Source organism: Humibacillus xanthopallidus (assembly GCF_006717145.1).
GTDB classification, from domain to species: Bacteria; Actinomycetota; Actinomycetes; order Actinomycetales; family Dermatophilaceae; genus Humibacillus; species Humibacillus xanthopallidus.
In genome coordinates, this window is sequence record NZ_VFQF01000001.1 from 1,158,054 (window position 1) to 1,178,405 (window position 20,352).

Here is a 20,352-nt window from a genome sequence, read left to right on the forward strand (position 1 = left end):
ATAACACCCCCTCGATCCTCCCGGCCCTCACGGGCCTCAGACCCGTACCAAGGAGCCCCATGAGCACCGCCGACACGCCCGTCGAGGACCTCGACCTCCCCTCCCACTGGTCCTCCAGCGCCCGGGACGCCTTCCACAACGTCCTGGAGGAGCGTCCAGCTCTCGCCGGGGCGGAGTTCGCCGCCCTCGTCGAGGCCGCCAACCTCATCACGACCGCCGACGCGCTCGACGAGGTCGCCCGCGCCGCCGACTACATGAGCCTGGGGGCCTCCGGGCAGCCCGTCCTCCACCCCGCGGTCTCTGCCGCGACGGCCGCGAGGACGTCGGCCGCCCAGATCTTCGCTCGCCTCGTCGTCAACGGTCCCAAGACGGCGACGTCGGCCTCCCAGCGGGCGCAGCGCGCCGCCACGGCACGGCACACGAGGGCACGGCAGCGATGAGGCGGCCCAGCACCTCCATCGCGTCCACGTCGCGCTCCGTGGTGCCCTCGCAGCACCCGGACGCGCCGCGCTTCGACCCGCACGAGCACGGCTGGACCGGCGAGGACGGCGGCCTCGGTCACGCCTCCGACCCGGACAGCCTCGTCGCCGCCGCGCACCGTTACGCGGCCGGCGCCGCCCACCTCGCGGGCCGTCACGTCCTCGCCACCGACGCCGCGCGGACCTACCGCCGTCGCGTCCTCGGTCTCACCGCCCGCGACGTCGTCCTGGCCCGACACGCTCAGTAGCGCGCCCCGTGTAAACGCCCCAACCCCAAGGAGATCTCCCCCATGAACACCTCAACCGCCCGCCTCCGCGCCCCGCGTCGTTGTCCCCGGGGCCACTACGTCACCGGAGCCAACGTCGTCCCCTCCAGCGCCCGCCGCGGCTACCCCGAGTGCCGCGTCTGCCATCGCGCCCAAGGCGACGCCTTCAACATCGGCCGCCGCAAGGGCGTCTACGTCCCGTTGGAGGACGCCGTCCGCGGCCAGCTCAAGCGCATTGACCGGGACCGACTCGACGTTGCCCTCGCCGCTATCTACAACTTGCACGCGCCCGCGACCGATGACGCCTGAGCCCGCCGAAGCAGGGCCGCCGGTCGCTCTCCGCGTCATTGTCGTCGTCGACCGCCGAGGGTGCCGGAGGAGGTTGGCACTAACTATGGAGGACCTTCTCCGCAGGGCGATTCTCCGAGCACCGGAGCGGGGGCCGCTCCAGGCGCCAAAACGGTCCGACCCCCACGCCGCCCGGCACGGCGTGGACGGGGTGGGCGCATCCCCAGAGGGCGATAAGGGCCATAACGTGGCCGTCGGGGCGGCATACTCGGGTGACTAGCAATCATCGAGACGGGGGATCATGCTTACATCGCGGTACCTGCCATCCACCAAGAATGTCGACGCGCTCTTTGACAAGATCATCGGTGGGGTCGCACCGGACAAGATGACCGTCGAGCACCTGAAGGCGCTCGGCTTCAGCAGCAGCAACGATCGGGCGTTCATCCCTCTACTGAAGGACCTCGGGTTTCTGACTCCTGACGGCACACCAACTCCGCGTTACCACGCGTACCGAGATCGTTCGAAGTCAAAGGTCGTGATGGCCGAAGCGCTGCGCGACGCTTACTCCGACGTATTCCACCTGAACGAAAAGCCAACGACGGCCGATCGCCCAGCGGTGCAGGGCTTGTTCAAGTCCAAGCTCAATTCAAGCGACCGGCTGGCGCAAGTCCAAGCCATGACGTTCTACGCTCTGCTCGCGCGTGCAGACCTAAGCGCGACTGCGGCCAGTGGAACAGCGCTTCCAGAGGAGATCAAGCGCAACGAGCCGGCCGCCATCGAGGACGCGGACACCGCCCAAGATGTGAACGGTCTCCCGTTCAATGAGCGGCCAGGAGTGTCTGCACAATTGCATTACACGATTCAGGTGCACTTGCCCGCAACGAAAGACCTTGAAGTCTACAACGCGATCTTCCGCTCGCTGCGAGAGAACCTGCTGGCGTGAACACCGACGGAGATCGGCTGAGGAGTTGGCTCTTCCGCAGTCTCATGTTCGAAGCGGAGGCAGAGACCTTTCGCCGCGCTGGCGTGCGCGTTGGGGCGGACGAGGTCCAGGGAGAGCAGCAACTGCTCCACGAAGCGTTGGCCCCGTTCTCGATCACGACGCGGAATGAGGCGCTGCGAATGTCTCGCCTGTACGCGATCATCTATTGTTTCGAATCCTCTGTCCGTGACCTCATCCGGTCACGGCTGACAGACGCTGACCCGTCATGGTGGGAGTCGACGCGCGTCCCGAGAAAAGTTCGGGACACTGCGTCCTCAAGACAACGGGACGCTGAGGAAAACTCGTGGCTGGAGGGCCAGAATAAAGACGTGTTGGGTTTCGTGGACTTCGGAGGACTCACGGACATTATTGTCAACAATTGGGGCGATTTCGAGGACTTGATCCCCTCCCAGCACTGGTTGAAGCAGCGGCTCGATGAGCTAGAGCGAGCGAGAAACTACATCGCCCACAATCGCATGCTTACACCAGCCGAGTTCGCAAGGCTCGAGATGTACGTGGGCGATTGGAACAGGCAAGTGGGACTCTAGACCGACCTACCCGGACCTCGCTTTGTCATAAGGATGTCATCGTTGGCGCCAATGGCGAGACGTGCTCCCGCGCCCAGTGCCACGCGGTCGCGTGACCCCAGGCATCTGCCTATTGCTCCGCTGTCGGGCGGTCGGCATGGATGAGATCGACTGACAACAGCCCGCGCCCCGTCCTCCGGGCGTTGGTAGCTGGAGCCCTCGTGGTTTCACCTCGATCTATCCCCGCGCGCACTCCGTCGTGCCGCGTCGATGAAGGATTCCAACTGCTCGGCGAGGTCGGCTGGGAGGTTCATCTCATCACGCAACTCAGCTTTCTCCTCTCGAAGGATCTTGGACGCATCTTCAGCGGCGCCGAGGTCGTAGCGGGCAAAAGCGTCACGGCGTTCGGCCCCAAGTTCCTCCAGCATGTCCAAGGCTTCTCGGGACACGTAGGACAGTTGGAGCGCTCGCCGTATTTCCAACCACTTCTCCACCGCCTCCGCGGAGGCGTATGCCTCCATTTGAGGCAGCACCTCGGGTGACGTCTGCAAGAAGTGGTGCATGGCGCGTCCCACCAACTCCACGTCGCCCATGTAGCCCGTACCAAGCCTTTCGAGCGCATCTAGTAGCGACCGCGCCTCGCGGACGGCTGCGAAGATGGCTTGCGACTGCGCTTCCCATGACCGCGTCTCCCACGAAAGGGTGCGGTCGTGCTCGCGCTGCTTGTCGGCGCTTCGGGCCTGGATCAGGAGGCTGACGACCGCGACGATCGCCGTGCTAACCACAGACATAGCCGCAATGGCGTTCGACGCGTCCATGGACGCGAGCATCGCACAGGCGTATAGCCCCTGTCGGCCATCGTCGGTACCAACGCGATGAGCTGGTGGAGGTGAGCCTGACCACGACGCGGGAGAGGTCGCCGCGCATGGTCAGCTCGTCGCTCACGGTAATCGCGTAGCGCCGCTCGCCACGGGCCGTAGACGTCGAGGATCGCGTCGTTGAGAAAGACCGAGTTGTTCGAGTTCCCGTTGACCAGGTCGTAGATCAACTGGAAGACCCCACCCGGCTACGCTTGCCCCGTGCCAGCGCCGACTCAGAAGTGCCTCTTGCTTGACTCCGCGTCGCTCTACTTCCGGGCCTTCTTCGGGGTGCCCGAGGTCATCGGCCCGAGCGGCGTGCCGACCAACGCGGTGCGCGGCTTCCTCGACATGATCGCCTCGCTCGTCGAACGTGGTCGACCCACCCACCTCGTCGCCTGCTGGGACAACGACTGGCGGCCGGCCTTCCGCGTCGAGGCGATCCCGTCCTACAAGGCGCACCGCGTGGCCGACGCGAGCGACGAGGCACTCAACGGTGAGACGGTGCCCGAGGCGCTCTCGGTGCAGGTGCCGATCATCGTCGACGCACTCGCGGCCCTGGGCATCGCCCGGGTCGGCATCGACGGGCACGAGGCCGACGACGTCATCGGCACCCTGACGACGACCCTCACCGGCCGGATGCCCGTCGACGTCGTCACGGGTGACCGCGACCTCTTCCAGCTCGTCGACGACGCGAACGCGATCCGGGTGCTGTACACCGCTCGAGGAGGGGTGCGCTCCCCCGACGTCGTCGACGAGGCCTTCATCGCGGAGAAGTACGGCGTCACGACCGGCGCCGCCTATGCCGACATGGCGGTCCTTCGCGGGGACGCGAGCGACGGCCTGCCGGGCGTCGCCGGCATCGGTGAGAAGACCGCCGCCAAGCTCATCACGACCTACGGCTCGCTCGCGGCCCTGCGCACCGCCATCGACGGGGGTGACCCCGCCATCAAGGGTGCCCAACGGGCCCGGCTCGAAGCCGGCGCGGCCTACCTCGACGTGGCTCCTCGGGTCGTCGAGGTCGTGCGCGACGCCACGCTGCCCGAGGTCGACATGGCGACCCCCAGCACGGTCGCCGACCCGACACTCATGTCGCGGCTCGCGATCGAGCACGGCCTCACCTCGTCGTTCGACCGCGTCGTCAACGCCCTGCGCATCGGCTGAGGCGCAGGGGCCCGGCTGTCGGCGCCGGGCTCTAGCGTGAGGGGATGACCTCCTCCCAGCCTCCCGTCACCGACACCCCGTGGGAGCCGCCTCTCGCCGGCACCGAGACCGAGCAGCTCGTCGGCGCGCTGGAGCGGCTGCGCGCAACCTTCCGGTGGAAGGCCGACGGCCTCGACGTCGACGGGCTGCGCACCACCATCGGCTCCTCGACGCTCACCCTCGGCGCGCTGCTCAAGCACCTCGCCGCCAACGAGGACCACTGCTTCACCCGCAAGCTGCGCGGCGAGCCGCTGGGGCAGCCCTGGGAGGGCTGGGGATGGGACGGCAGCGACGACTGGGAGCTCATGTCGGCCGCCGACGACACCCCGAGCGAGCTGTATGCCGTGTGGGACGGTGCCGTCGCCCGCTCCCGCGCACGCCTCGCCGCAGCCCTGGCCGAGGGTGGGCTCGACCAGCCGATCGCCGCCCACAACGACGCCGGCGAGCACGCCAACCTGCGCCGGCTCCTCTGCGACCTCGTCGAGGAGTACGGCCGCCACACGGGGCATGCCGACCTCATCCGCGAGGCGGTCGACGGACGCGTCGGTGAGGACCCGCCTGCGGGCTGGATCCCGACCGCCCCTGACGCTCCGACGAACGCCTAGGGCTCTCGCGATCGCGAGGCCTGCTCTCTCGATCGCGAGGGGTGGGTTGCTCTCTGGGTCGTGAGGCCGGTCAGTCGAAGGCCCGGTCAGTCGAGAGCCCGGTCAGTCGAGGCGGTCGGCGGCGACGACTCCGCGCAGCACCTTGTCGCTCGCCGAGCGCGCGACCGCGGCGAGGGCCGGGTCGGCGGCATCGGTCAGCTGGCCGAGCAGGTCGATGACCTGCTTGCAGCGGCGCACGAAGTCGCCCGCCGCGAGGTCGGTGCCGCGCAGGACGTCCTCGAGACGCTGTCCGCTCGCCCACCGGTGCACGGCCCACGCGAGCCCGCCGTCCGGCATACCGGTGCGGGGCAGGGCGACGGCGCCCTCGGCGTCCTCGAGGTCGCTCCACACGGTGACCATGCGGTCGTAGGCCTCGCGCACGTCGTCGTTGGGCCAGCGGGGGGTCAGGCCCCCCTCCTCTCGGCGCGGCTCGTGGATGAGCGTCGAGACGACGGCGGCGAGCGAGGGCGCGTCGAGGCGGTTCCAGAGCCCCTCGCGCAGGCACTCGGCGGCGAGCAGGTCCTTCTCCGTGTAGAGCTGGCGCAGCCGGTCGCCCTCGGCGGTGATGGTCGTGCCGCCCGCACCGAGGTAGCCCATCTCGACGAGCAGCTCGCAGATGCGGTCGAACGTCTTCGCGACCGAGTTGGTGCGCCCGTCGATCTTGCGCTGCAGGCCGTCGGTCTCGCGGCGGAGCCGCCACCACCGCTCCGCCCACCGCGCGTGGTGCTCGCGGTCGGGGCAGCGGTGGCACGGGTGCGTGCGCATCTGCCGCCGCAGCTCGTCGATGCGGTCCGAGGTCGGGTCGGTGACGTCGACCGCGTCCCGGCGACGCGGAGGCGGGTCGTGCGGCAGCTGGGCGCGCAACGTCGCCGCGAGGTCGCGGCGGGCCTTGGGGTTGCGGGCGTTGAACTGCTTGGGCACCCGCATCGTTCCGAGCGGCTCGAGGGGCGTGGGCACGTCGTGCAGCGTGAGCCGACGCAGGTGGTGGTCCTCGGTGACGACGGCGGGCGAGGCCGCCTCACCCCGGCCACCCCGGTTGGGCATGACGACGACCGCGAGGCCGCTGTGCCGCCCCGCCGGGATGCGCACGATGTCGCCGATCTTGAGGGCTTCGAGCGAGCCTGCCGCGTCCTCGCGCAGCGAGGCCGACCGGCGCTTCGCCCCGTCACGCTCGAGCTCACGGATCTCGTCGCGGATGGCGGCGTAGTCGGCGAAGTCGCCGAGGTGGCAGTGCATCGACTCCTCGTAGCCGGCGAGGGCCTCCTCGTTGCGGCGCACCGTTCGCACGAACCCCACGACGGCGCGATCGGCCTGGAACTGCGCGAACGACGTCTCGAGGATCTCGCGCGCCGTGTCGCGGCCGAACTGCCGCACGAGGTTGACGGCCATGTTGTAGGTCGGCCGGAAGCTCGAGCGCAGCGGGTAGGTGCGCGTGGAGGCGAGACCCGCGACGGCGGCCGGGTCGAGGCCGCGGTTCCACAGCACGACGGCATGGCCCTCGATGTCGATGCCGCGCCGCCCGGCGCGTCCGGTCAGCTGGGTGTACTCCGCGGGCGAGATGTCGACGTGGCTCTCGCCGTTGAACTTCACGAGCTTCTCGAGCACGACCGTGCGTGCAGGCATGTTGATGCCGAGGGCGAGCGTCTCGGTGGCGAAGACCGCCTTGATGCGGCCCTCGGTGAAGAGCTCCTCGACGATCTCGCGGAAGGTCGGCAGCATGCCGGCGTGGTGGGCGGCGAAGCCCCGGGCGATGCCGTCGGCGAAGTCCCAGTAGCCGAGGACCGAGAGGTCCTCGTCGGCGAGCCCCTGGATGCGCTCCTCGACGACGCGTCGGTTGCGCTCGCCCTCGACCTCGCTGACCAGGCGCATCCCGCTCGCCAGCAGCTGGCCCACGGCGGCCTCGCACCCGGCGCGGCTGAAGATGAACGTGATCGCCGGCAGCAGCCCCTCTCGCTCGAGCCGCTCGATGACCTCGTAACGGCTCGCTCCCCCACCGGGCCGGCCCCCGCGCACGAAGGTGCCGCCTCCCCCGCCCTGGCCACTCTGACCGCCTCGGCCGTTCTGGCGGTCGCCGTTGGGTCGGTCGCCGTTCTGACCCCCTCGACCCGCGTCGCGACGACCCCGGCCCGACCAGTCGTCGCGCCCGCGCGAGCCGTTCTTGCCGCGGCCCTTCTGCCGGCCGCCGCGGTTGCTGACCCAGTGCGAGTCCCAGGCCCCGCGCCCCTCGTTGCCCCGGATGGCGTGCACGAGGTCGGGGTTGACGGTGACCGGCACGAGGCCCGGTGTGACGAGCGAGGAGTCCGCGCCGTCACCACCTTGAGCGTCTTCGTCGACCTGCTCGACGAAGAGGTCGTACATCGACTGGCCCACCATCATGTGCTGCCAGAGCGGCACCGGCCGGTGCTCCGAGACGATGACCTCGGTGTCGCCGCGCACCTCGCCGAGCCACGCCCCGAACTCCTCGGCGTTGCTGACGGTCGCCGAGAGGGACACGACGCTGACGTCGGGCGGCAGGTGGATGATGACCTCCTCCCACACCGCGCCACGGAAGCGGTCTGCGAGGTAGTGCACCTCGTCCATGACGACCCAGCCGAGCCCGCGGAGGGTCGTCGAGCCGGCATACATCATGTTGCGCAGGACCTCGGTCGTCATGACGACGACGGGTGCCTCGCCGTTGATCGAGGCGTCTCCCGTCAGCAGGCCGACCTTGTCGGCGCCGTGGCGGCGCACGAGGTCGGCATACTTCTGGTTCGAGAGCGCCTTGATCGGCGTCGTGTAGAAGGCCTTGCGGCCGGTCGCGAGCGCGAGGTGGACGGCGAACTCGCCGACGACGGTCTTGCCGGCGCCCGTCGGGGCGGCGACGAGCACGCCTCGTCCCTCCTCGACGGCACGGCACGACTCGACCTGGAAGTCGTCGAGCGGGAAGTCGAGCTGCCCGGCGAACTCGGCCAGCTGCGGCCACGACGCGATCACGACCCCACCTCCTTCTCGGACTGCGTACCCACGAGCGCGGGCACGACCACGCGCAGCGCCCCCGGCACCACCTCGGCGTCGATGGGCAGGTCGGTGAACGACTCACCGTCGGCCTGCGAGCGTATGCCGTCCGCCTCCAGCCGCACCCGGGTGGCCCGGTGCATCTCGACCGCCGGATGGTTCACGTGCGTGCCGGAGAAGACCTTCGGGAAGACCCGGAGGAAGGCCGGGATCGAGAGTTCGTGGACGATCATGACGTCGAAGAGGCCGTCGGCCGGGTCGGCGTCCGGGGAGACCCGCATGCCGCCACCGAAGGAGCTCGTGTTGGCCACCGTCACCAGCATCGCGCGGGTCTCGATGCGCGTGCCGTCGAGCTCCACGGCATACGGGATCGGCCGGAAGACGGGAAGCTCGCGCAGGATCGCGAGGTTGTAGCGCATCTGGCCGCGGGGCCAGCGCATCCGCTGCGCGCGCGCGTTGACGACGGCGTCGAAGCCGGCGCCGAGGACGCCGGCGAACCACCGGTCTCCGCGCTCGCCGTGCTCGCCGTGCTCGCCGTCGCGCACGAGGCCGGCGTCGATGGCCCGGGTCGTGCCGTGGCGCAGGAGCGCAACCGCGGCCGCGGGGTCGTTGACCGGCAGCCCGAGATTGGCTGCGACGTCGTTGCCCGTGCCTCCGGCCACGATGAGCAGACGGGTCGGGGTCGTGGCGACGAGGTTCGTGCCGAGGTGGACCATGCCGTCACCACCGACGACGACAAGGGTCTCCACCCCGTCCGCGACGGCGCGCTCTGCCCGTTCGCGAGCGGCCGCGTAGTCGACCCCGGACACGTCGAGGACCTCATGACCCTGGGCGACGAGGGCCGCTCGGGTCAGCTCACCCAACCGCCGGCCCGAACCCTTGCCGGCCGTCGGGTTGACGACGAGGGCGACTCGGTCGCTCTGGGGGGACACACCCGAACGCTACAGGGCAGAGGCCTGGTCGTCGGCGACGTCGAGCCAGTCGGGCTTCGTTTCCTCCTTGCGCCGGTCGAGGAGGAAGGCGACCCCGATCGAGGCGAAGTAGAGGGCGATCATCGGCGAGGCGAGGAAGATCATCGTGTAGGCGTCGGGCGTCGGCGTCATGATCGCCGCAAAGACGAAGATGATCATGACGGCCGGTCGCCAGCTCTTCAGCATCGCCCGCGCCGGCAGGATGCCGACGAGGTTGAGCGCCACGAGGAAGACCGGCAGCAGGAAGGCGCAGCCGAAGGCGACGATGAACTTCAGGACGAAGTTGAGGTACTGCGAGCCGTCCTGCAGGTTGTAGGCGCCTTCGGGGGTGAAGCCCAGCAGCACGGCGACCGCCTTGGGCACCATGATGAAGGCGAAGAAGCACCCGGCGAGGAAGAGCGGCACCGCTGCGACGACGAAGAGCCGCGCGATGAGCTTCTCCTTCTTCGTCAGACCGGGGACGATGAAGCCCCAGATCTGGAAGAGCCAGACCGGCGACGCGAGGAGCAGGCCGACGAAGAGCGACGTCGTCAGCTGGAGCGCGAAGGCATCGGTCATGCCGGCGAAGTTGATGTTGACCACGCCGTCGGTGCGGCTCGCCTGGAGGTCCTGCAGCGGCTTGGTCAGGGCGTTGATGATCTGGTTGTAGTAGATCCACCCGACGACCGCGCCGAGGGCGATGGCGACAGCCGCGATGGTGACGCGGTTGCGCAGCTCCCGGAGGTGGTCGCCGAGCGACATGCGCCCCTCGGGGTCGCGGTGACGTCGGAACGAGGGCATTCAGGTCCGTCCGTGCAGACGGGGGCGCGGTGGGCGCCCCACTCAGAGGGTCGTGTCGCGGCGGACGTCGGTCGGCTCGGCGCTCGCGGCGCGGAGGCGCTCGACCTCGGCCCGGGCAGCGGCGGCCTGGCGCTCGGCCTCGGCGACCCGCTCGTCGGCGACGCGGCGCTCCTCGGCGGCGGTGTCGACGACGTCACCGGGGACGGTGGTGCGCGACGCCTCGCTCGGCGTCGCGGGCTTGCCGTCCTTCTTCAGCTCGTCGACCTCGGACTTGAAGACGCGGGCCGAGCGGCCCAAGCTGCGCGCCATGTCGGGGAGCTTCTTCCATCCGAACAGGGCGATGATGACGATCGCGATGATGATCAGTTCGGGGGCACCCAGGTTGGGCATGTCTCTACTCCTCGTCGAAGTCCGGTCCGGACGGCCGGGTCGGCGCAGCATCCTCGCTGCAAGGCACCAGCATACGTTGGTGTGCGGTGGGTCACCCCGGCCCACCCCGGGTAATCGTCTCGGCGATCACGTGTCGAGACGGTCGTAGGCCTCGAGGGCCGCGCGCGCCTCCGCGGCCACGGCCTGCGCGAGCTCGACCGGCTCGGCGACCCGCACCTCTCCGCCGAGACGCAGCACGAGGCGGCGCACGAGCGCGGGGTCGGCGACCTTGAGCGTCACCCGGAGCGACCCGTCGGGGCCGCGCTCGACCCCCTCGTTGGGGTAGTAGTCGGCGATCCAGGCGGCCCAGCGGCTGGCCTCGAGCACGACCGTAAGGTCGTTCTCACCGGGCACGAAGACGTCGTCGAGGTCGCGAGGTCGCGCCTGCGGAGGCGGCGTGCCGTCGACCTCGAGGACCTCGGCCCGCTCGATCCGGTCGAGGCGGAAGAGGCGCACCCCTTCGGCCCGGTGGCACCAGCCCTCGACGTACCACTGACCGTCGAGATTGACGATGCGCATGATGTCGACGTCGCGCTCGGTCGACTCGTCACGGGTGGCGACGTAGTAGCGCAGGTGCACGCGGCGCCCGCGAGCGAAGGCGTCCTTGAGCGTGGCCATCGCCGGGTGCTGGCTGCCGTCGTCGAGGTCGAGCTCGATGCGGCCCACGCTGTCGTCCACCGTCGTGGCGGCCGCGGCCCGTAGCTTGGCGAGCGTGCGCTCGGCGACGTCGGACCCGACGAGGCTCGACCCGAGGGCCTGCAGTCCCGCCGTGAGGGTGACGGCCTCGTCGCGCGTCAGGCGCATCGGGGCGGCGATGTCGTCGGCGTTGTCGAGGTAGACGTGGCCGCTCTCCCACGAGGCGTCGATGAGCTCGGCATGGCCGTAGCCCGGCGTGCCGCAGACGAAGAGCAGCTCGAGGTCGTCGACGACCTGCTCTCTGCTCACGCCGAACTCGCGCGCTGCCTCCTCGATCGGCACCCCGCGGTGCTGGATGAGCCACGGCACCATGTCGAGCAGCCGGCCGAGCCGCTGGGTCGCGGTCTCCTGCGGCTTGCGCGCCGGGCGGCCCGCGCTCATGCCGGTGTCCTCTCGTTGGCCTCGGCCGCGGCGGTGAGGGTCGCGCGGACGGCGTCGACGAGCTCGGGCGGCGAGACGGCCACGGCGTGCTGCCCGAGGGCGACGACGTCACGCTCGGTCGAGCCGCGCCAGTAGGGCACCTCCACCTCCGACCAGCGCTCGTCGAGCTCGGTCACCGACAGCGCGTGCCGACGCAGGGTGTGCCCCCTGCCGTGGCGCAGCCGAACGCGGGCGGTGCCGACCGAGGGTGCCGTCTGCTGCTCGAGGGCGACGTCGGGCTCGTAGCCCTCGGGCACGGCATACGTGCCGGCGCGGCCGAGCTTGCGGACCGCCCCCTCGAAGCGGCTGAGGCGGAAGGCGCGGTCGTCGTCGCGGTCGAGGTCGTAGCCCGTGAGGTACCACCGGCCGTGCCAGTTCTTCAGGGCCCACGGCTGCACCCGCCGCGTCGTCAGCTCGCCGTCGTTCTTGCGGTAGTCGAAGGTGATCGGCTGCAGCGCCGACAGGGCCGCGTGCACCGCCTCGAACGCCGGCTCCTTGGTGCGGATGCGCGGCTCGGCGCCGGCAGCGACCGACTCGTCGATCTCGACGCCGGACAGGCGCAGCTTGCGCAGCCCGGCCGACGCCGCACCCGAGATGCTCGCCGTCGACCAGGCCCGTGCGGCGAGCGCGAGCGCGGCGACCTCGTCGGGCTCGAAGCTGATCGCCGGGAGCGTCGTCTCGTTCGAGTCGATGCGGTAGCCGACCTCGTCGTCGAAGAGGACGTCGAGGACGGTCGTCGTGATGGGGATGCCCATCTCGCGCAGCTCGTCCTTGTCACGCTCGAACATCCGGTCGAACGCCTCGTCGGAGGTCGCGGCGGCATACGCCGGCAGCGACTCGCGGATCCTCTGCTTCGACACCGGTCGCCTCGCCGACTTGAGCGCGAGGATGAGGTTGAGCAGCCGTTCGGTCTTCTCGGCCGAGGCAGACGCGGGGCTCATCGACGACCTTCCTGGGGAGCCGTTGGGCGGGTGGCGGGAGTCGTTGGCGGGTGGGCCAGTCCGACGCTACCCGACGCAGACGCAGGTATGCCGTGGGGCGCGGCCCCACGGCATACCTGCGTGTCGTGCGTCTGGCGAGGTCGCTGTCAGCGCACGTCGTCGAGGTCGACGACGAAGATCAGCGTCTCGCCGGGAGCGATGGCCGCGCCCGCCCCACGGTCGCCGTAGGCGAGGTGCGGGGGGATCGTCAGCTTGCGGCGACCCCCGACCTTCATGCCCTCGATGCCCTTGTCCCAGCCCGGGATGACCATGCCGACGCCGAGCCGGAAGTCGAGCGGTGCGCCGCGGTTCCACGAGGAGTCGAACTCCTCGCCCGAGGAGTGCGCGACACCGACGTAGTGGGCGCTCACGGTGTCACCGGCCTTGGCCTCACGGCCGTCGCCCTCGATGACGTCCTCGATGAGCAGGTCGGCCGGGGCCTCACCCTCGGGAAAGTCGATCTCGGGCTTCGTGCGGTCCGGGTCGAGTGCCATGCTGCGTGTTCCCTTCGTTGGGGCGGAGGCTTTCCCCGCCGATGGCTGCCGGTGGCTGCCGGTGGCTCAGTACGCGTCGAGGATGTCGACGACGAAGACGAGCGTGTCGGTGCCCTTGATCTTGTCCCCGCTGCCGGCGGATCCGTAACCGTCCTTGGGCGGGATGACGAGCAGCACGCGGCTGCCGACCTTCTTGCCGACGAGGGTCTTGTCCCAGCCCGGGATGACGGCGCTGACGCCGATCGGGAAGTCGGCCGCGGCGCCGCGCTGCCAGGAGGAGTCGAAGACGCTCCCGTCCCGCCAGAGCACGCCGTGGTACTGCGCCGAGATGGTCTGGCCCTTCTGGACCGTGGCGCCCTTGCCCTCGATGAGGGTGGCCTCCTTCGTCTCCGTGGGCGCCGCCGTCTTGGGCACGGTGACGGTCGGCTCCTTGGTGGGGCCGTTCGGGAAGGCGACGGTCGGCAGGCCGGCCGGGCTGGCGGCCTGCGTGCCGTCGACCTGCGTGAGGCCGCGGTGCACGTCGGCGATGTCGGCCACGACGACGATGGTGTCGGTGCCCGCGACGCCGAGCTGGCTGTTGCCCTGGGCCCCGAAGCCCTTGGCCGGCGGGATCGTGAAGACGAGCCGCGAGCCCTTCGTCGCGCCGAGCAGGCCCTCGGTGAAGCCCGCGATGAGGTCGGTGCGGCCGAGGCGGTAGCCCTCGGGGTTGCGGCCGGCGGCGTAGCCGTCGTCGAGCAGCTTGCCGCTCGTGCCGTTGTAGATCTGGGCGCGCAGGCTCACGGTGTCGGCCTTGGTGGCGGCCGAGCCGGTGCCCGGCGTCAGGACCTTGCGCTCGACGGCCGTGGAGCTGATCGGCGTGGTGCCGAGAGCGACCTTCGGCGCCGTCTTGAGGTCGACAGCGCCGGTGGCCGTCACGGCCTTGAGGGCGACCGAGGGGGCGACCGAGGTCGCCGAGGTCGTGCCGCCCGCAGTCGGGCTGCTGGTGCTGCCACACCCCGCCAACAGGGCGATGGAGAGTGAGGCGGCGACGGTCAGGGCTGGACGGGAGGGGCGCACGAGAGCACTTTCGGATCGGGGGCGGGCGGCACAGGGGTCCGCTCGGCAAACCCCGTCACTCTAACCCCCGGCGAGCATCGCGGAGTTCCCCGTCGCCGACGTCTCACAGCCTGCGGACAGCAGCTCACAGGTGGGGCGCGTGCCTCACAGGGGTCGCTGGATCGACGGCGACCGCTCGATGGTGTCCATCAGCCGGTCGACGCGGTCGTCGACCGCCCGGAAGGGGTCCTTGCACAGCACGGTGCGCTGGGCCTGGTCGTTGAGCTTGAGGTGCACCCAGTCGACGGTGAAGTCGCGGCCGTGTGCCTGCGCGGCCCGGATGAAGTCGCCGCGCAGCTTGGCCCGGGTCGTCTGGGGCGGGCGGACCTTGGCCTGGAAGATCTCGACGTCGGAGGCGACGCGGGCCGCCTTGCCGTGCCGCTGGAGGAGGTAGAACAGGCCGCGTCGGCGGTTGATGTCGTGGTAGGCGAGGTCGAGCTGCTGCACCCGGGCGTCCGTGAGGGCGAGTCCGTGCCGCTCGCGGTAGCGCTCGATGAGCCGGTGCTTGATGACCCAGTCGATCTCGGTGTCGATGGCGCCCAGGTCACCGGTCCCGATGGCGTCGAGTGCTCGGCCCCAGAGGTCGAGCACCTGCTTGGTGTCGGCGCTCGTCATGCCCTCGCGGTCGACGAAGTCGAGGGCCTTGTCGAGGTACTCGCGCTGCATGTCGAGGGCGGAGAGCTCACGGCCGTTGGCGAGGCGCACCGTGGCGCGACCCGTCGGGTCGTGGCTCATCGTGCGGATCGCCCGGATGGGGTTCTCCATCGACAGGTCGCGCATGACGACGCCGGCCTCGATCATGCGCAGCACGAGGTCGGCGCTGCCGACCTTGAGCAGCGTCGTCGTCTCGGACATGTTGGAGTCGCCGACGATGACGTGGAGGCGGCGGTACTTCTCGGCGTCGGCATGCGGCTCGTCGCGGGTGTTGATGATGGGCCGGCTGCGCGTCGTCGCTGAGGAGACGCCCTCCCAGATGTGGTCGGCCCGCTGGCTGACGGCATAGCTGGCGCCGTGGGCTGTGGTGACGACCTTGCCTGCACCACAGACGATCTGGCGGCTGATGAGGAAGGGGATGAACATGTCGGAGACGCGGGTGAAGTCACCGGACCGGCCGAAGAGGTAGTTCTCGTGGCAGCCGTAGGAGTTGCCTGCAGAGTCGGTGTTGTTCTTGAAGACGAAGATCTCGCCCTCGACGCCGTCGTCGCGCAACCGGCTCTGGGCATCCTCGACGAGGCCCTCGAGGATCCGCTCCCCCGCCTTGTCCTGGATGACGAGCTCGCGCACCGAGTCGCACTCGGCCGTGGCGTACTCCGGGTGGGAGCCCACGTCGAGATAGAGGCGAGCGCCGTTGCCGAGGAAGACGTTGCTCGACCGGCCCCACGCGACGACCCGGCGGAAGAGGTAGCGGGCGACCTCGTCGGGCGTGAGCCGACGCTGCCCCTGCGTCGTGCAGGTGACGCCGTACTCGTTCTCGATCCCGAAGATCCGCCGCTCCATGCACCAACTGTAGGCGGCTGGCCTGAAGTCGCCGGGGAGGACGGGCGCGACCCGGTCAGGACGCCGGGGCGAAGGTGGTGAAGTCGGTGCGCTCGAGCGGCCTCGAGAGCAGCTGCCCCGTGTCGTCGGGCATCGGCAGCGTCCTGCCGTCGCGGACGACCTGCACCGCGGTGGCGACGGTGTCGGCCGTGAGGGTGAAGACAAGCTGGGCGAGGGCGGCCTCCTGCTCGCGCAGGGAGAGTCGGTCGAAACCCGGAGGCACGTCGACCTCGGCCACCCCGGTCGCCGTGAGCCGCCCGGTGAGCGGCGCGCTGTCCGTCGGGGTCGGCAGGGCGGTGCGCAGTCCCTGGGCGACCTCCTCCCTCGAGAGGGGCAACGACAGAGCGGCCAGCGGCGGCCCGATGCCGGACCCCTCGGGCACCTCCCGCTCGACCCGCACGAGCCGGTCGCCGCGCAGCAGGTAGGCCTGCATCGTGAACGGCACCGCGGTGGGTGTGAGCGAGCCCGACGCCTGACCCGGCCCCGAGGCCCTCCCGGTCGAGCCCGGAACGGCGACCGGGGCGTCCTGCGGACCGAGACCGCAGGCCGACACCGCGCCCAGGGCGGCGACGCACGCGACGGCGAGCCCCGCCGCCAGCCGGGCCCGCAGCAGGGCGCGAAGTCGGGATCGGGGTTGGATTCGGGCCCGGGGTCGGGGGCGCCCCTCAGGCCTCGGAGATCGGCAGCTCGACGACAAACCGGGCGCCTCCTCCCGGACGGTCCTCGACGGCGACCGAGCCTCCGTGGAGCGCGACGTGGCGCTGGACGATGGCAAGCCCGAGGCCCAGTCCCGCCGGGTCTCCCGGCCCGGCGCCTCTGGAGAAACGGTCGAAGATCCGCGCGCGCTGGTCGGGCGCCACGCCCGGTCCGGCGTCGTCGACCTCGATGCGTGCCACTGGCCCGCGTCGGAGGAGGCGCACCGCGACGACGCCTCCCCCGTGCGACTCGGCGTTGGAGACGAGGTTGGCGACGACCCGCTCGAGGCGGCGCTTGTCGACCCTTGTCATCAGGGGCCTCGCCGGATCGGTCACTGCACGTCCGGCGGTCTGGTCGGCCGCTGCGCGCACGAGGTCGGCGAGGTTGACCTCCTCGAGCACGAGGCCCTGTCCGGCGTCGTGCCGGGCCATCTCGAGCAGGTCGACGACGAGCCGGCGGAAGCGTTCGAGCTCCTCGGCGAGCAGGTCGAGCGGCTCACGCACCGAGGCAGGCAGGCTCGCCTCCCGGTGCTTGATGACCTGCATCGAGTTGAGCATGGTCGTGAGCGGGGTGCGCAGCTCGTGGCTCACGTCGACCGCGAAGCGCGCGTCGGCTGCGACGCGGTGCTCCAGCTCGGCGACCGCCTGGTTGAACGACGCGCCGAGCGGGCCGAGGTCGGGGTCGCTGCCGGTCTGGAGACGGGCGTCGAGGCGCCCCTCGGCGACGGCGGCCGCCACACTGCCCATCTCCCTGAGCGGCCGCAGGGCGAGGCGGCTCGCGCTCCGCCCCAGTGCTGCACCGAGCAGGGCGGTCGCCGCCGCCCCGAGCACCAGCGCGGTCGACAGCGTCCGGAGCGTCTGGTCGAGGTCGGTCAGGGGGAAGATCTCGAAGAGGCCGGAGCGGGCGGGCGTGAGCGGCATCCCGACGGCGAGGACGAGCCCACCGTCGAGCTCCACCCGTTGCGTCGACTCCTCACCGCGCGTCACTGCGTCGACGAGGGCGGTCGGCAGGCTCGAGGCGGGCACCCGGGGCGAGGTGGAGTACCACTGTCCCCCGACGAGGCAGAGTGATGCGGTCGACCGGGTCGTCGGCAACCCGTCGAGGGGCGCCGTCACGAGTCCGGCCCTCGACACGAGACCCTCCTCGATGACCGTGCGCCCGAGCTCTCCCTCGGCCACCGCCAACGACTCGCGCTGGGCGACGAGGTAGCTCGACAGGACCGACCAGATGAGCAACGAGAGCACGGCCGACACGGCGAGGGACAACAGGCCGAAGGCGACCGTGACCCGCCACCGCAGGCCGTGCACTCAGATCGCCAGCCGATACCCCAGGCCGCGCGCGGTCACGACGTACCTCGGGTTCGCAGGGTCGGGCTCGATTCGCTGCCGGAGCCGGCGGATGTGGACGTCGACGATACGGCTGTCGCCGAAGTAGCCGTAGCCCCAGACCCGGTCGAGCAGCTCCTCGCGGCTGCGGATCCTGCCGTCAGCGACAGCGAGCTCGACGAGGAGACGAAACTCCGTGCGGGTCAACGGGATCCGCCGTTCGGCGCGGGTGACGACCCCGTCGTCCAGCCCGATCGCGAGATCGTCGACCACCACGCGACGCGGCCGGTGGTCGACACCCGGCTCGACCCGTCGCAGCATCGCCCGTATGCGGGCCGTCAGCTCGCGCGCGACGAGCGGCTTGGTCACGTAGTCGTCCGCGCCCGACTCGAGGCCGGCCACGACGTCGTGGCTGTCGGTGCGAGCGGTCACCATGATGACGGGCACGCTGCTCGTGCGGCGGATCTCGCGGCATACCGAGAAGCCGTCGGTGTCCGGCAGCATGAGGTCGAGGAGGACGACGTCGGGGTCCACCTCGGCGAGGTCGGTGAGGCACTGGCCTCCGTCAGCAGCCTCGCTCACGCAGAAGCCCTCGTCCTCGAGCGCGAGCCGGAGAACGCGCCGAACTCTTGCGTCGTCCTCGACGAGCAGCACGCGCCGCGTCATGAGGTCAGTATCCCGCCGGCGCCGCCCCACCGATGACATCCGTCACCAAACCGTCACACGCGGCCACGGCGCATGACGCTCCCGTTGCACTCCCGTGTCACCTCGCCGCAGACGGGTTCAGCGGCTGCGGGCCCTGCCTAGCGTGAGTCAGGCCGCCTCCCAGTGAGGCCGCCGAAGGGGGCACTCGTGCCCGTCACGGAAGAGGGACCTCATGACCAGGAACACCAGGGCGCTCACGTGGGTGGCCGCCATCGGAGCCGTCGGGCTGGGACTGACGGCGTGCAGCACCGGGTCCACCGGTAGCACGGGGAGCACCGCACCCGGCAGCTCCGCCGGCGCCGCAGCGGTGAGGGGCGGAACCCTCAACATGCTCGGCAGCGGCGACGTCGACTACATGGACCCCAACATCAGCTACTACAGCATCGGCTACCTCGGCCTGCGGGAGTGGAGCCGGCAGCTGTTCACCTACCCCGCCCAGAACGGACAGGTGACCCAGGCGGCGCCCGACCTCGCGGCCGATATGCCGACTCCCGGCAAGGGCATCAGCAGCGACGGCCTGACCTACACGATCACCCTCCGGTCCGGTCCGAAGTGGAGCACCTCGCCCGCCCGTCAGGTGACGGCGGCGGACGTGGTCCGCGGCGTCAAGCGCACGTGCAACCCCGCGCAGCCGTTCGGGGGCCTGCCGGACTACCTCGACCTCATCGTCGGGCTCAAGGGCTTCTGCGACGGCTTCGCCAAGGTCGGTCACACGCCTGCTGCCATGCCGGCATACCTGGAGTCGACGGCCCTGCCGGGAGTCGTCGCCAAGGACGACCTCACCGTCCAGTTCACGCTGACCCACCCCGCCAGCTACTTCCCCGACATGCTCACGCTGCCCGCCTTCTCGCCCGCGCCGAAGGAGTACGACGCCTACGTGCCGGCGAGCGCAGACCTGGCGCAACACACGATCTCCGACGGCCCCTACATGATCGAGAGCTACTCCCCGACGAAGAACATCACCTTCACCCGCAACCCGGCGTGGAGCGCCGGCTCCGACCCGATCCGCAAGGCCTACGTCGACAAGATCGTCGTCAACGAGACGGTCACCCAGGACTCCACCCAGCAGCAGCTGCAGACCGGCACGCCGACTGCCGACATGGAATGGGACAACTTCCCGCCGCCCTCGCAGCTGCCCGCGCTCATCGCCCAGAAGGACCCGAACCTCAACCTCGGACCGACGGCGTCGACCAACCCCTACGTCGTCTTCAACACCGTCTCGCCCAACACCAACGGCGCCATGGGCAACGTCAAGGTGCGCCAGGCGCTCTCGGAGGCGATGAGCCGCACCAACATCATCCAGGTGCTGGGCGGACCGAAGCTCAACGCACCCCTCAGCCACGTCCTGCCGTCGAACATCATCGGTGGCTCCTCGAGCTTCGACCTCTACCCCTACAACGCGACCAAGGCCAAGGCTGACCTCGCGGCTGCGGGCTACCCCAACGGGCTCACCCTCAAGATGCTCTACCGCAACTCGTCGCAGGGCAGCAGCAAGACCTTCCAGACCGTCCAGCAGGACCTCTCGAAGATCGGCGTCACCGTCGTGGGCGTGCCGTCGCCGAACGCCGACTTCTACACGAAGTATCTCCAGGTGCCCACGGTCGCCCAGCGGGGCGTCTGGGACCTGGCCGTGGCCGGGTGGGAGGCCGACTGGTACGGCAACGCCGCCCTGTCGTTCTTCAACCCGCTCTTCTACGGCAAGGCCGCCTTCCCTCCCAACGGCAGCAACTTCGGCCTCTATGACAGCGCTGCCACGAACACGATGATCCAGCAGGCCGGTTCGGCGAAGACGCAGGACGAGGCAGCCTCGATGTGGGCGCAGACCGACCAGCAGGTCATGAAGGATGCGCCGTTCTTCCCGATCACCAACCCGCAGCAGGCCAACTACCGGGCGAGCCAGGTGCAGGGCGCCGTCTACGTGCCGGCGATCCAGAACTTCGACCCGACCAACGTGTGGCTGAGCCCTGACAAGCAGGGCGGCTGAG

The 20,352-nt window shown here is 70.3% G+C and carries 21 protein-coding genes; 8 read left to right on the forward strand and 13 right to left on the reverse strand.

Annotated features, from left to right (window positions below; translation table 11 throughout):
- Positions 1–59: 59 nt before the first annotated feature.
- The 5 genes from FHX52_RS05210 to FHX52_RS05230 all read left to right on the forward strand — a co-directional run bounded on the left by FHX52_RS05210 (position 60) and on the right by FHX52_RS05230 (position 2,563).
- Complete coding sequence (locus FHX52_RS05210) at positions 60–440, forward strand: hypothetical protein (protein ID WP_141820526.1); 381 nt, start codon at positions 60–62, stop codon at positions 438–440.
- Positions 437–727, forward strand: coding sequence for a hypothetical protein (locus FHX52_RS05215; RefSeq protein WP_141820527.1), 291 nt, complete (start codon positions 437–439; stop codon positions 725–727). Before FHX52_RS05210 ends, FHX52_RS05215 begins: the two co-directional genes overlap by 4 nt.
- 42 nt (positions 728–769) lie before the next feature.
- On the forward strand, positions 770–1,054 hold the full coding sequence (locus FHX52_RS05220) for a hypothetical protein (RefSeq protein ID WP_141820529.1): 285 nt from the start codon (positions 770–772) through the stop codon (positions 1,052–1,054).
- Between the two features lie 280 nt (positions 1,055–1,334).
- Positions 1,335–1,976 carry a DUF5343 domain-containing protein gene (locus FHX52_RS05225; protein ID WP_141820531.1) on the forward strand — a complete coding sequence of 214 codons (642 nt, stop codon included), beginning with the start codon at positions 1,335–1,337 and terminating at the stop codon, positions 1,974–1,976.
- The gene (locus FHX52_RS05230) at positions 1,973–2,563 is read left to right on the forward strand and encodes a Swt1 family HEPN domain-containing protein (RefSeq protein ID WP_221630496.1); all 591 of its coding nucleotides are present in this window, start codon (positions 1,973–1,975) and stop codon (positions 2,561–2,563) included. The genes FHX52_RS05225 and FHX52_RS05230 overlap by 4 nt, the downstream gene beginning before the upstream one ends.
- Before the next feature lie 206 nt (positions 2,564–2,769).
- On the opposite strand, the gene FHX52_RS05235 is transcribed toward FHX52_RS05230, so the two are convergent.
- The gene (locus FHX52_RS05235; RefSeq protein WP_141820533.1) at positions 2,770–3,360 is read right to left on the reverse strand and encodes a hypothetical protein; all 591 of its coding nucleotides are present in this window, start codon (positions 3,358–3,360) and stop codon (positions 2,770–2,772) included.
- A gap of 261 nt (positions 3,361–3,621) precedes the next feature.
- On the opposite strand from FHX52_RS05235, the gene FHX52_RS05240 reads away from it, so the two are divergent.
- Both FHX52_RS05240 and FHX52_RS05245 read left to right on the forward strand, forming a co-directional pair.
- Positions 3,622–4,563 (forward strand): 5'-3' exonuclease, encoded by a 942-nt coding sequence (locus FHX52_RS05240; protein ID WP_141820535.1) that lies wholly within the window; start codon positions 3,622–3,624, stop codon positions 4,561–4,563.
- Positions 4,564–4,607: 44 nt separating this feature from the next.
- Positions 4,608–5,207 (forward strand): mycothiol transferase, encoded by a 600-nt coding sequence (locus tag FHX52_RS05245; protein ID WP_141820537.1) that lies wholly within the window; start codon positions 4,608–4,610, stop codon positions 5,205–5,207.
- Positions 5,208–5,309: 102 nt separating this feature from the next.
- On the opposite strand, the gene FHX52_RS05250 is transcribed toward FHX52_RS05245, so the two are convergent.
- From FHX52_RS05250 to FHX52_RS05305, 12 genes are all read right to left on the reverse strand, one after another.
- Positions 5,310–8,219, reverse strand: coding sequence for a DEAD/DEAH box helicase (locus FHX52_RS05250; RefSeq protein ID WP_141820539.1), 2,910 nt, complete (start codon positions 8,217–8,219; stop codon positions 5,310–5,312).
- Entirely contained in the window at positions 8,216–9,172 is a 957-nt protein-coding gene (locus FHX52_RS05255; RefSeq protein ID WP_141820541.1) for a diacylglycerol/lipid kinase family protein, read from the reverse strand. The genes FHX52_RS05250 and FHX52_RS05255 overlap by 4 nt, the downstream gene beginning before the upstream one ends.
- Positions 9,173–9,181: 9 nt before the next feature.
- On the reverse strand, positions 9,182–9,991 hold the full coding sequence (gene tatC, locus FHX52_RS05260; RefSeq protein WP_246069624.1) for a twin-arginine translocase subunit TatC: 810 nt from the start codon (positions 9,989–9,991) through the stop codon (positions 9,182–9,184).
- Between the two features lie 42 nt (positions 9,992–10,033).
- Positions 10,034–10,381: a Sec-independent protein translocase subunit TatA gene (gene tatA, locus FHX52_RS05265; protein ID WP_141820543.1), complete on the reverse strand. Its 348-nt coding sequence runs from the start codon at positions 10,379–10,381 to the stop codon at positions 10,034–10,036.
- Positions 10,382–10,507: 126 nt separating this feature from the next.
- On the reverse strand, positions 10,508–11,497 hold the full coding sequence (locus FHX52_RS05270) for a helix-turn-helix transcriptional regulator (RefSeq protein ID WP_141820545.1): 990 nt from the start codon (positions 11,495–11,497) through the stop codon (positions 10,508–10,510).
- A complete protein-coding gene (locus FHX52_RS05275; protein ID WP_141820547.1) occupies positions 11,494–12,477 on the reverse strand; it encodes a helix-turn-helix transcriptional regulator in 984 nt (327 codons plus the stop codon). The genes FHX52_RS05270 and FHX52_RS05275 overlap by 4 nt, the downstream gene beginning before the upstream one ends.
- 146 nt (positions 12,478–12,623) lie before the next feature.
- On the reverse strand, positions 12,624–13,010 hold the full coding sequence (locus tag FHX52_RS05280; RefSeq protein ID WP_141820549.1) for an FKBP-type peptidyl-prolyl cis-trans isomerase: 387 nt from the start codon (positions 13,008–13,010) through the stop codon (positions 12,624–12,626).
- Positions 13,011–13,076: 66 nt separating this feature from the next.
- Positions 13,077–14,066 carry an FKBP-type peptidyl-prolyl cis-trans isomerase gene (locus tag FHX52_RS05285; protein ID WP_141820551.1) on the reverse strand — a complete coding sequence of 330 codons (990 nt, stop codon included), beginning with the start codon at positions 14,064–14,066 and terminating at the stop codon, positions 13,077–13,079.
- A 144-nt stretch (positions 14,067–14,210) separates the two neighbouring features.
- Positions 14,211–15,602 carry a Pup--protein ligase gene (pafA, locus tag FHX52_RS05290; protein WP_141820553.1) on the reverse strand — a complete coding sequence of 464 codons (1,392 nt, stop codon included), beginning with the start codon at positions 15,600–15,602 and terminating at the stop codon, positions 14,211–14,213.
- 55 nt (positions 15,603–15,657) lie between these two features.
- Entirely contained in the window at positions 15,658–16,086 is a 429-nt protein-coding gene (locus FHX52_RS05295; RefSeq protein WP_141820555.1) for a GerMN domain-containing protein, read from the reverse strand.
- Between the two features lie 220 nt (positions 16,087–16,306).
- Positions 16,307–17,644: a HAMP domain-containing sensor histidine kinase gene (locus tag FHX52_RS05300; protein ID WP_141820557.1), complete on the reverse strand. Its 1,338-nt coding sequence runs from the start codon at positions 17,642–17,644 to the stop codon at positions 16,307–16,309.
- Positions 17,645–18,328, reverse strand: a complete 684-nt coding sequence (locus tag FHX52_RS05305) for a response regulator transcription factor (protein WP_141820559.1) — start codon at positions 18,326–18,328, stop codon at positions 17,645–17,647.
- Positions 18,329–18,539: 211 nt separating this feature from the next.
- Between FHX52_RS05305 and FHX52_RS05310 the strand changes: the two genes are divergently transcribed.
- Positions 18,540–20,351 carry an ABC transporter substrate-binding protein gene (locus FHX52_RS05310; RefSeq protein ID WP_141820561.1) on the forward strand — a complete coding sequence of 604 codons (1,812 nt, stop codon included), beginning with the start codon at positions 18,540–18,542 and terminating at the stop codon, positions 20,349–20,351.
- Position 20,352 lies beyond the last annotated feature (1 nt).

Bases quoted from the DNA above. Each gene is read 5' to 3' on its own strand.
- FHX52_RS05225 (WP_141820531.1), top strand. From the start codon at position 1,335: ATGCTTACATCGCGGTACCTGCCATCCACCAAGAATGTCGACGCGCTC.
- FHX52_RS05215 (WP_141820527.1), top strand. From the start codon at position 437: ATGAGGCGGCCCAGCACCTCCATCGCGTCCACGTCGCGCTCCGTGGTG.
- FHX52_RS05270 (WP_141820545.1), bottom strand. From the start codon at position 11,497: ATGAGCGCGGGCCGCCCGGCGCGCAAGCCGCAGGAGACCGCGACCCAG.
- FHX52_RS05280 (WP_141820549.1), bottom strand. From the start codon at position 13,010: ATGGCACTCGACCCGGACCGCACGAAGCCCGAGATCGACTTTCCCGAG.
- FHX52_RS05305 (WP_141820559.1), bottom strand. From the start codon at position 18,328: ATGACGCGGCGCGTGCTGCTCGTCGAGGACGACGCAAGAGTTCGGCGC.
- FHX52_RS05235 (WP_141820533.1), bottom strand. From the start codon at position 3,360: ATGGACGCGTCGAACGCCATTGCGGCTATGTCTGTGGTTAGCACGGCG.
- tatA (WP_141820543.1), bottom strand. From the start codon at position 10,381: ATGCCCAACCTGGGTGCCCCCGAACTGATCATCATCGCGATCGTCATC.
- FHX52_RS05275 (WP_141820547.1), bottom strand. From the start codon at position 12,477: ATGAGCCCCGCGTCTGCCTCGGCCGAGAAGACCGAACGGCTGCTCAAC.
- FHX52_RS05245 (WP_141820537.1), top strand. From the start codon at position 4,608: ATGACCTCCTCCCAGCCTCCCGTCACCGACACCCCGTGGGAGCCGCCT.
- FHX52_RS05220 (WP_141820529.1), top strand. From the start codon at position 770: ATGAACACCTCAACCGCCCGCCTCCGCGCCCCGCGTCGTTGTCCCCGG.
- FHX52_RS05210 (WP_141820526.1), top strand. From the start codon at position 60: ATGAGCACCGCCGACACGCCCGTCGAGGACCTCGACCTCCCCTCCCAC.
- tatC (WP_246069624.1), bottom strand. From the start codon at position 9,991: ATGCCCTCGTTCCGACGTCACCGCGACCCCGAGGGGCGCATGTCGCTC.
- FHX52_RS05310 (WP_141820561.1), top strand. From the start codon at position 18,540: ATGACCAGGAACACCAGGGCGCTCACGTGGGTGGCCGCCATCGGAGCC.
- pafA (WP_141820553.1), bottom strand. From the start codon at position 15,602: ATGGAGCGGCGGATCTTCGGGATCGAGAACGAGTACGGCGTCACCTGC.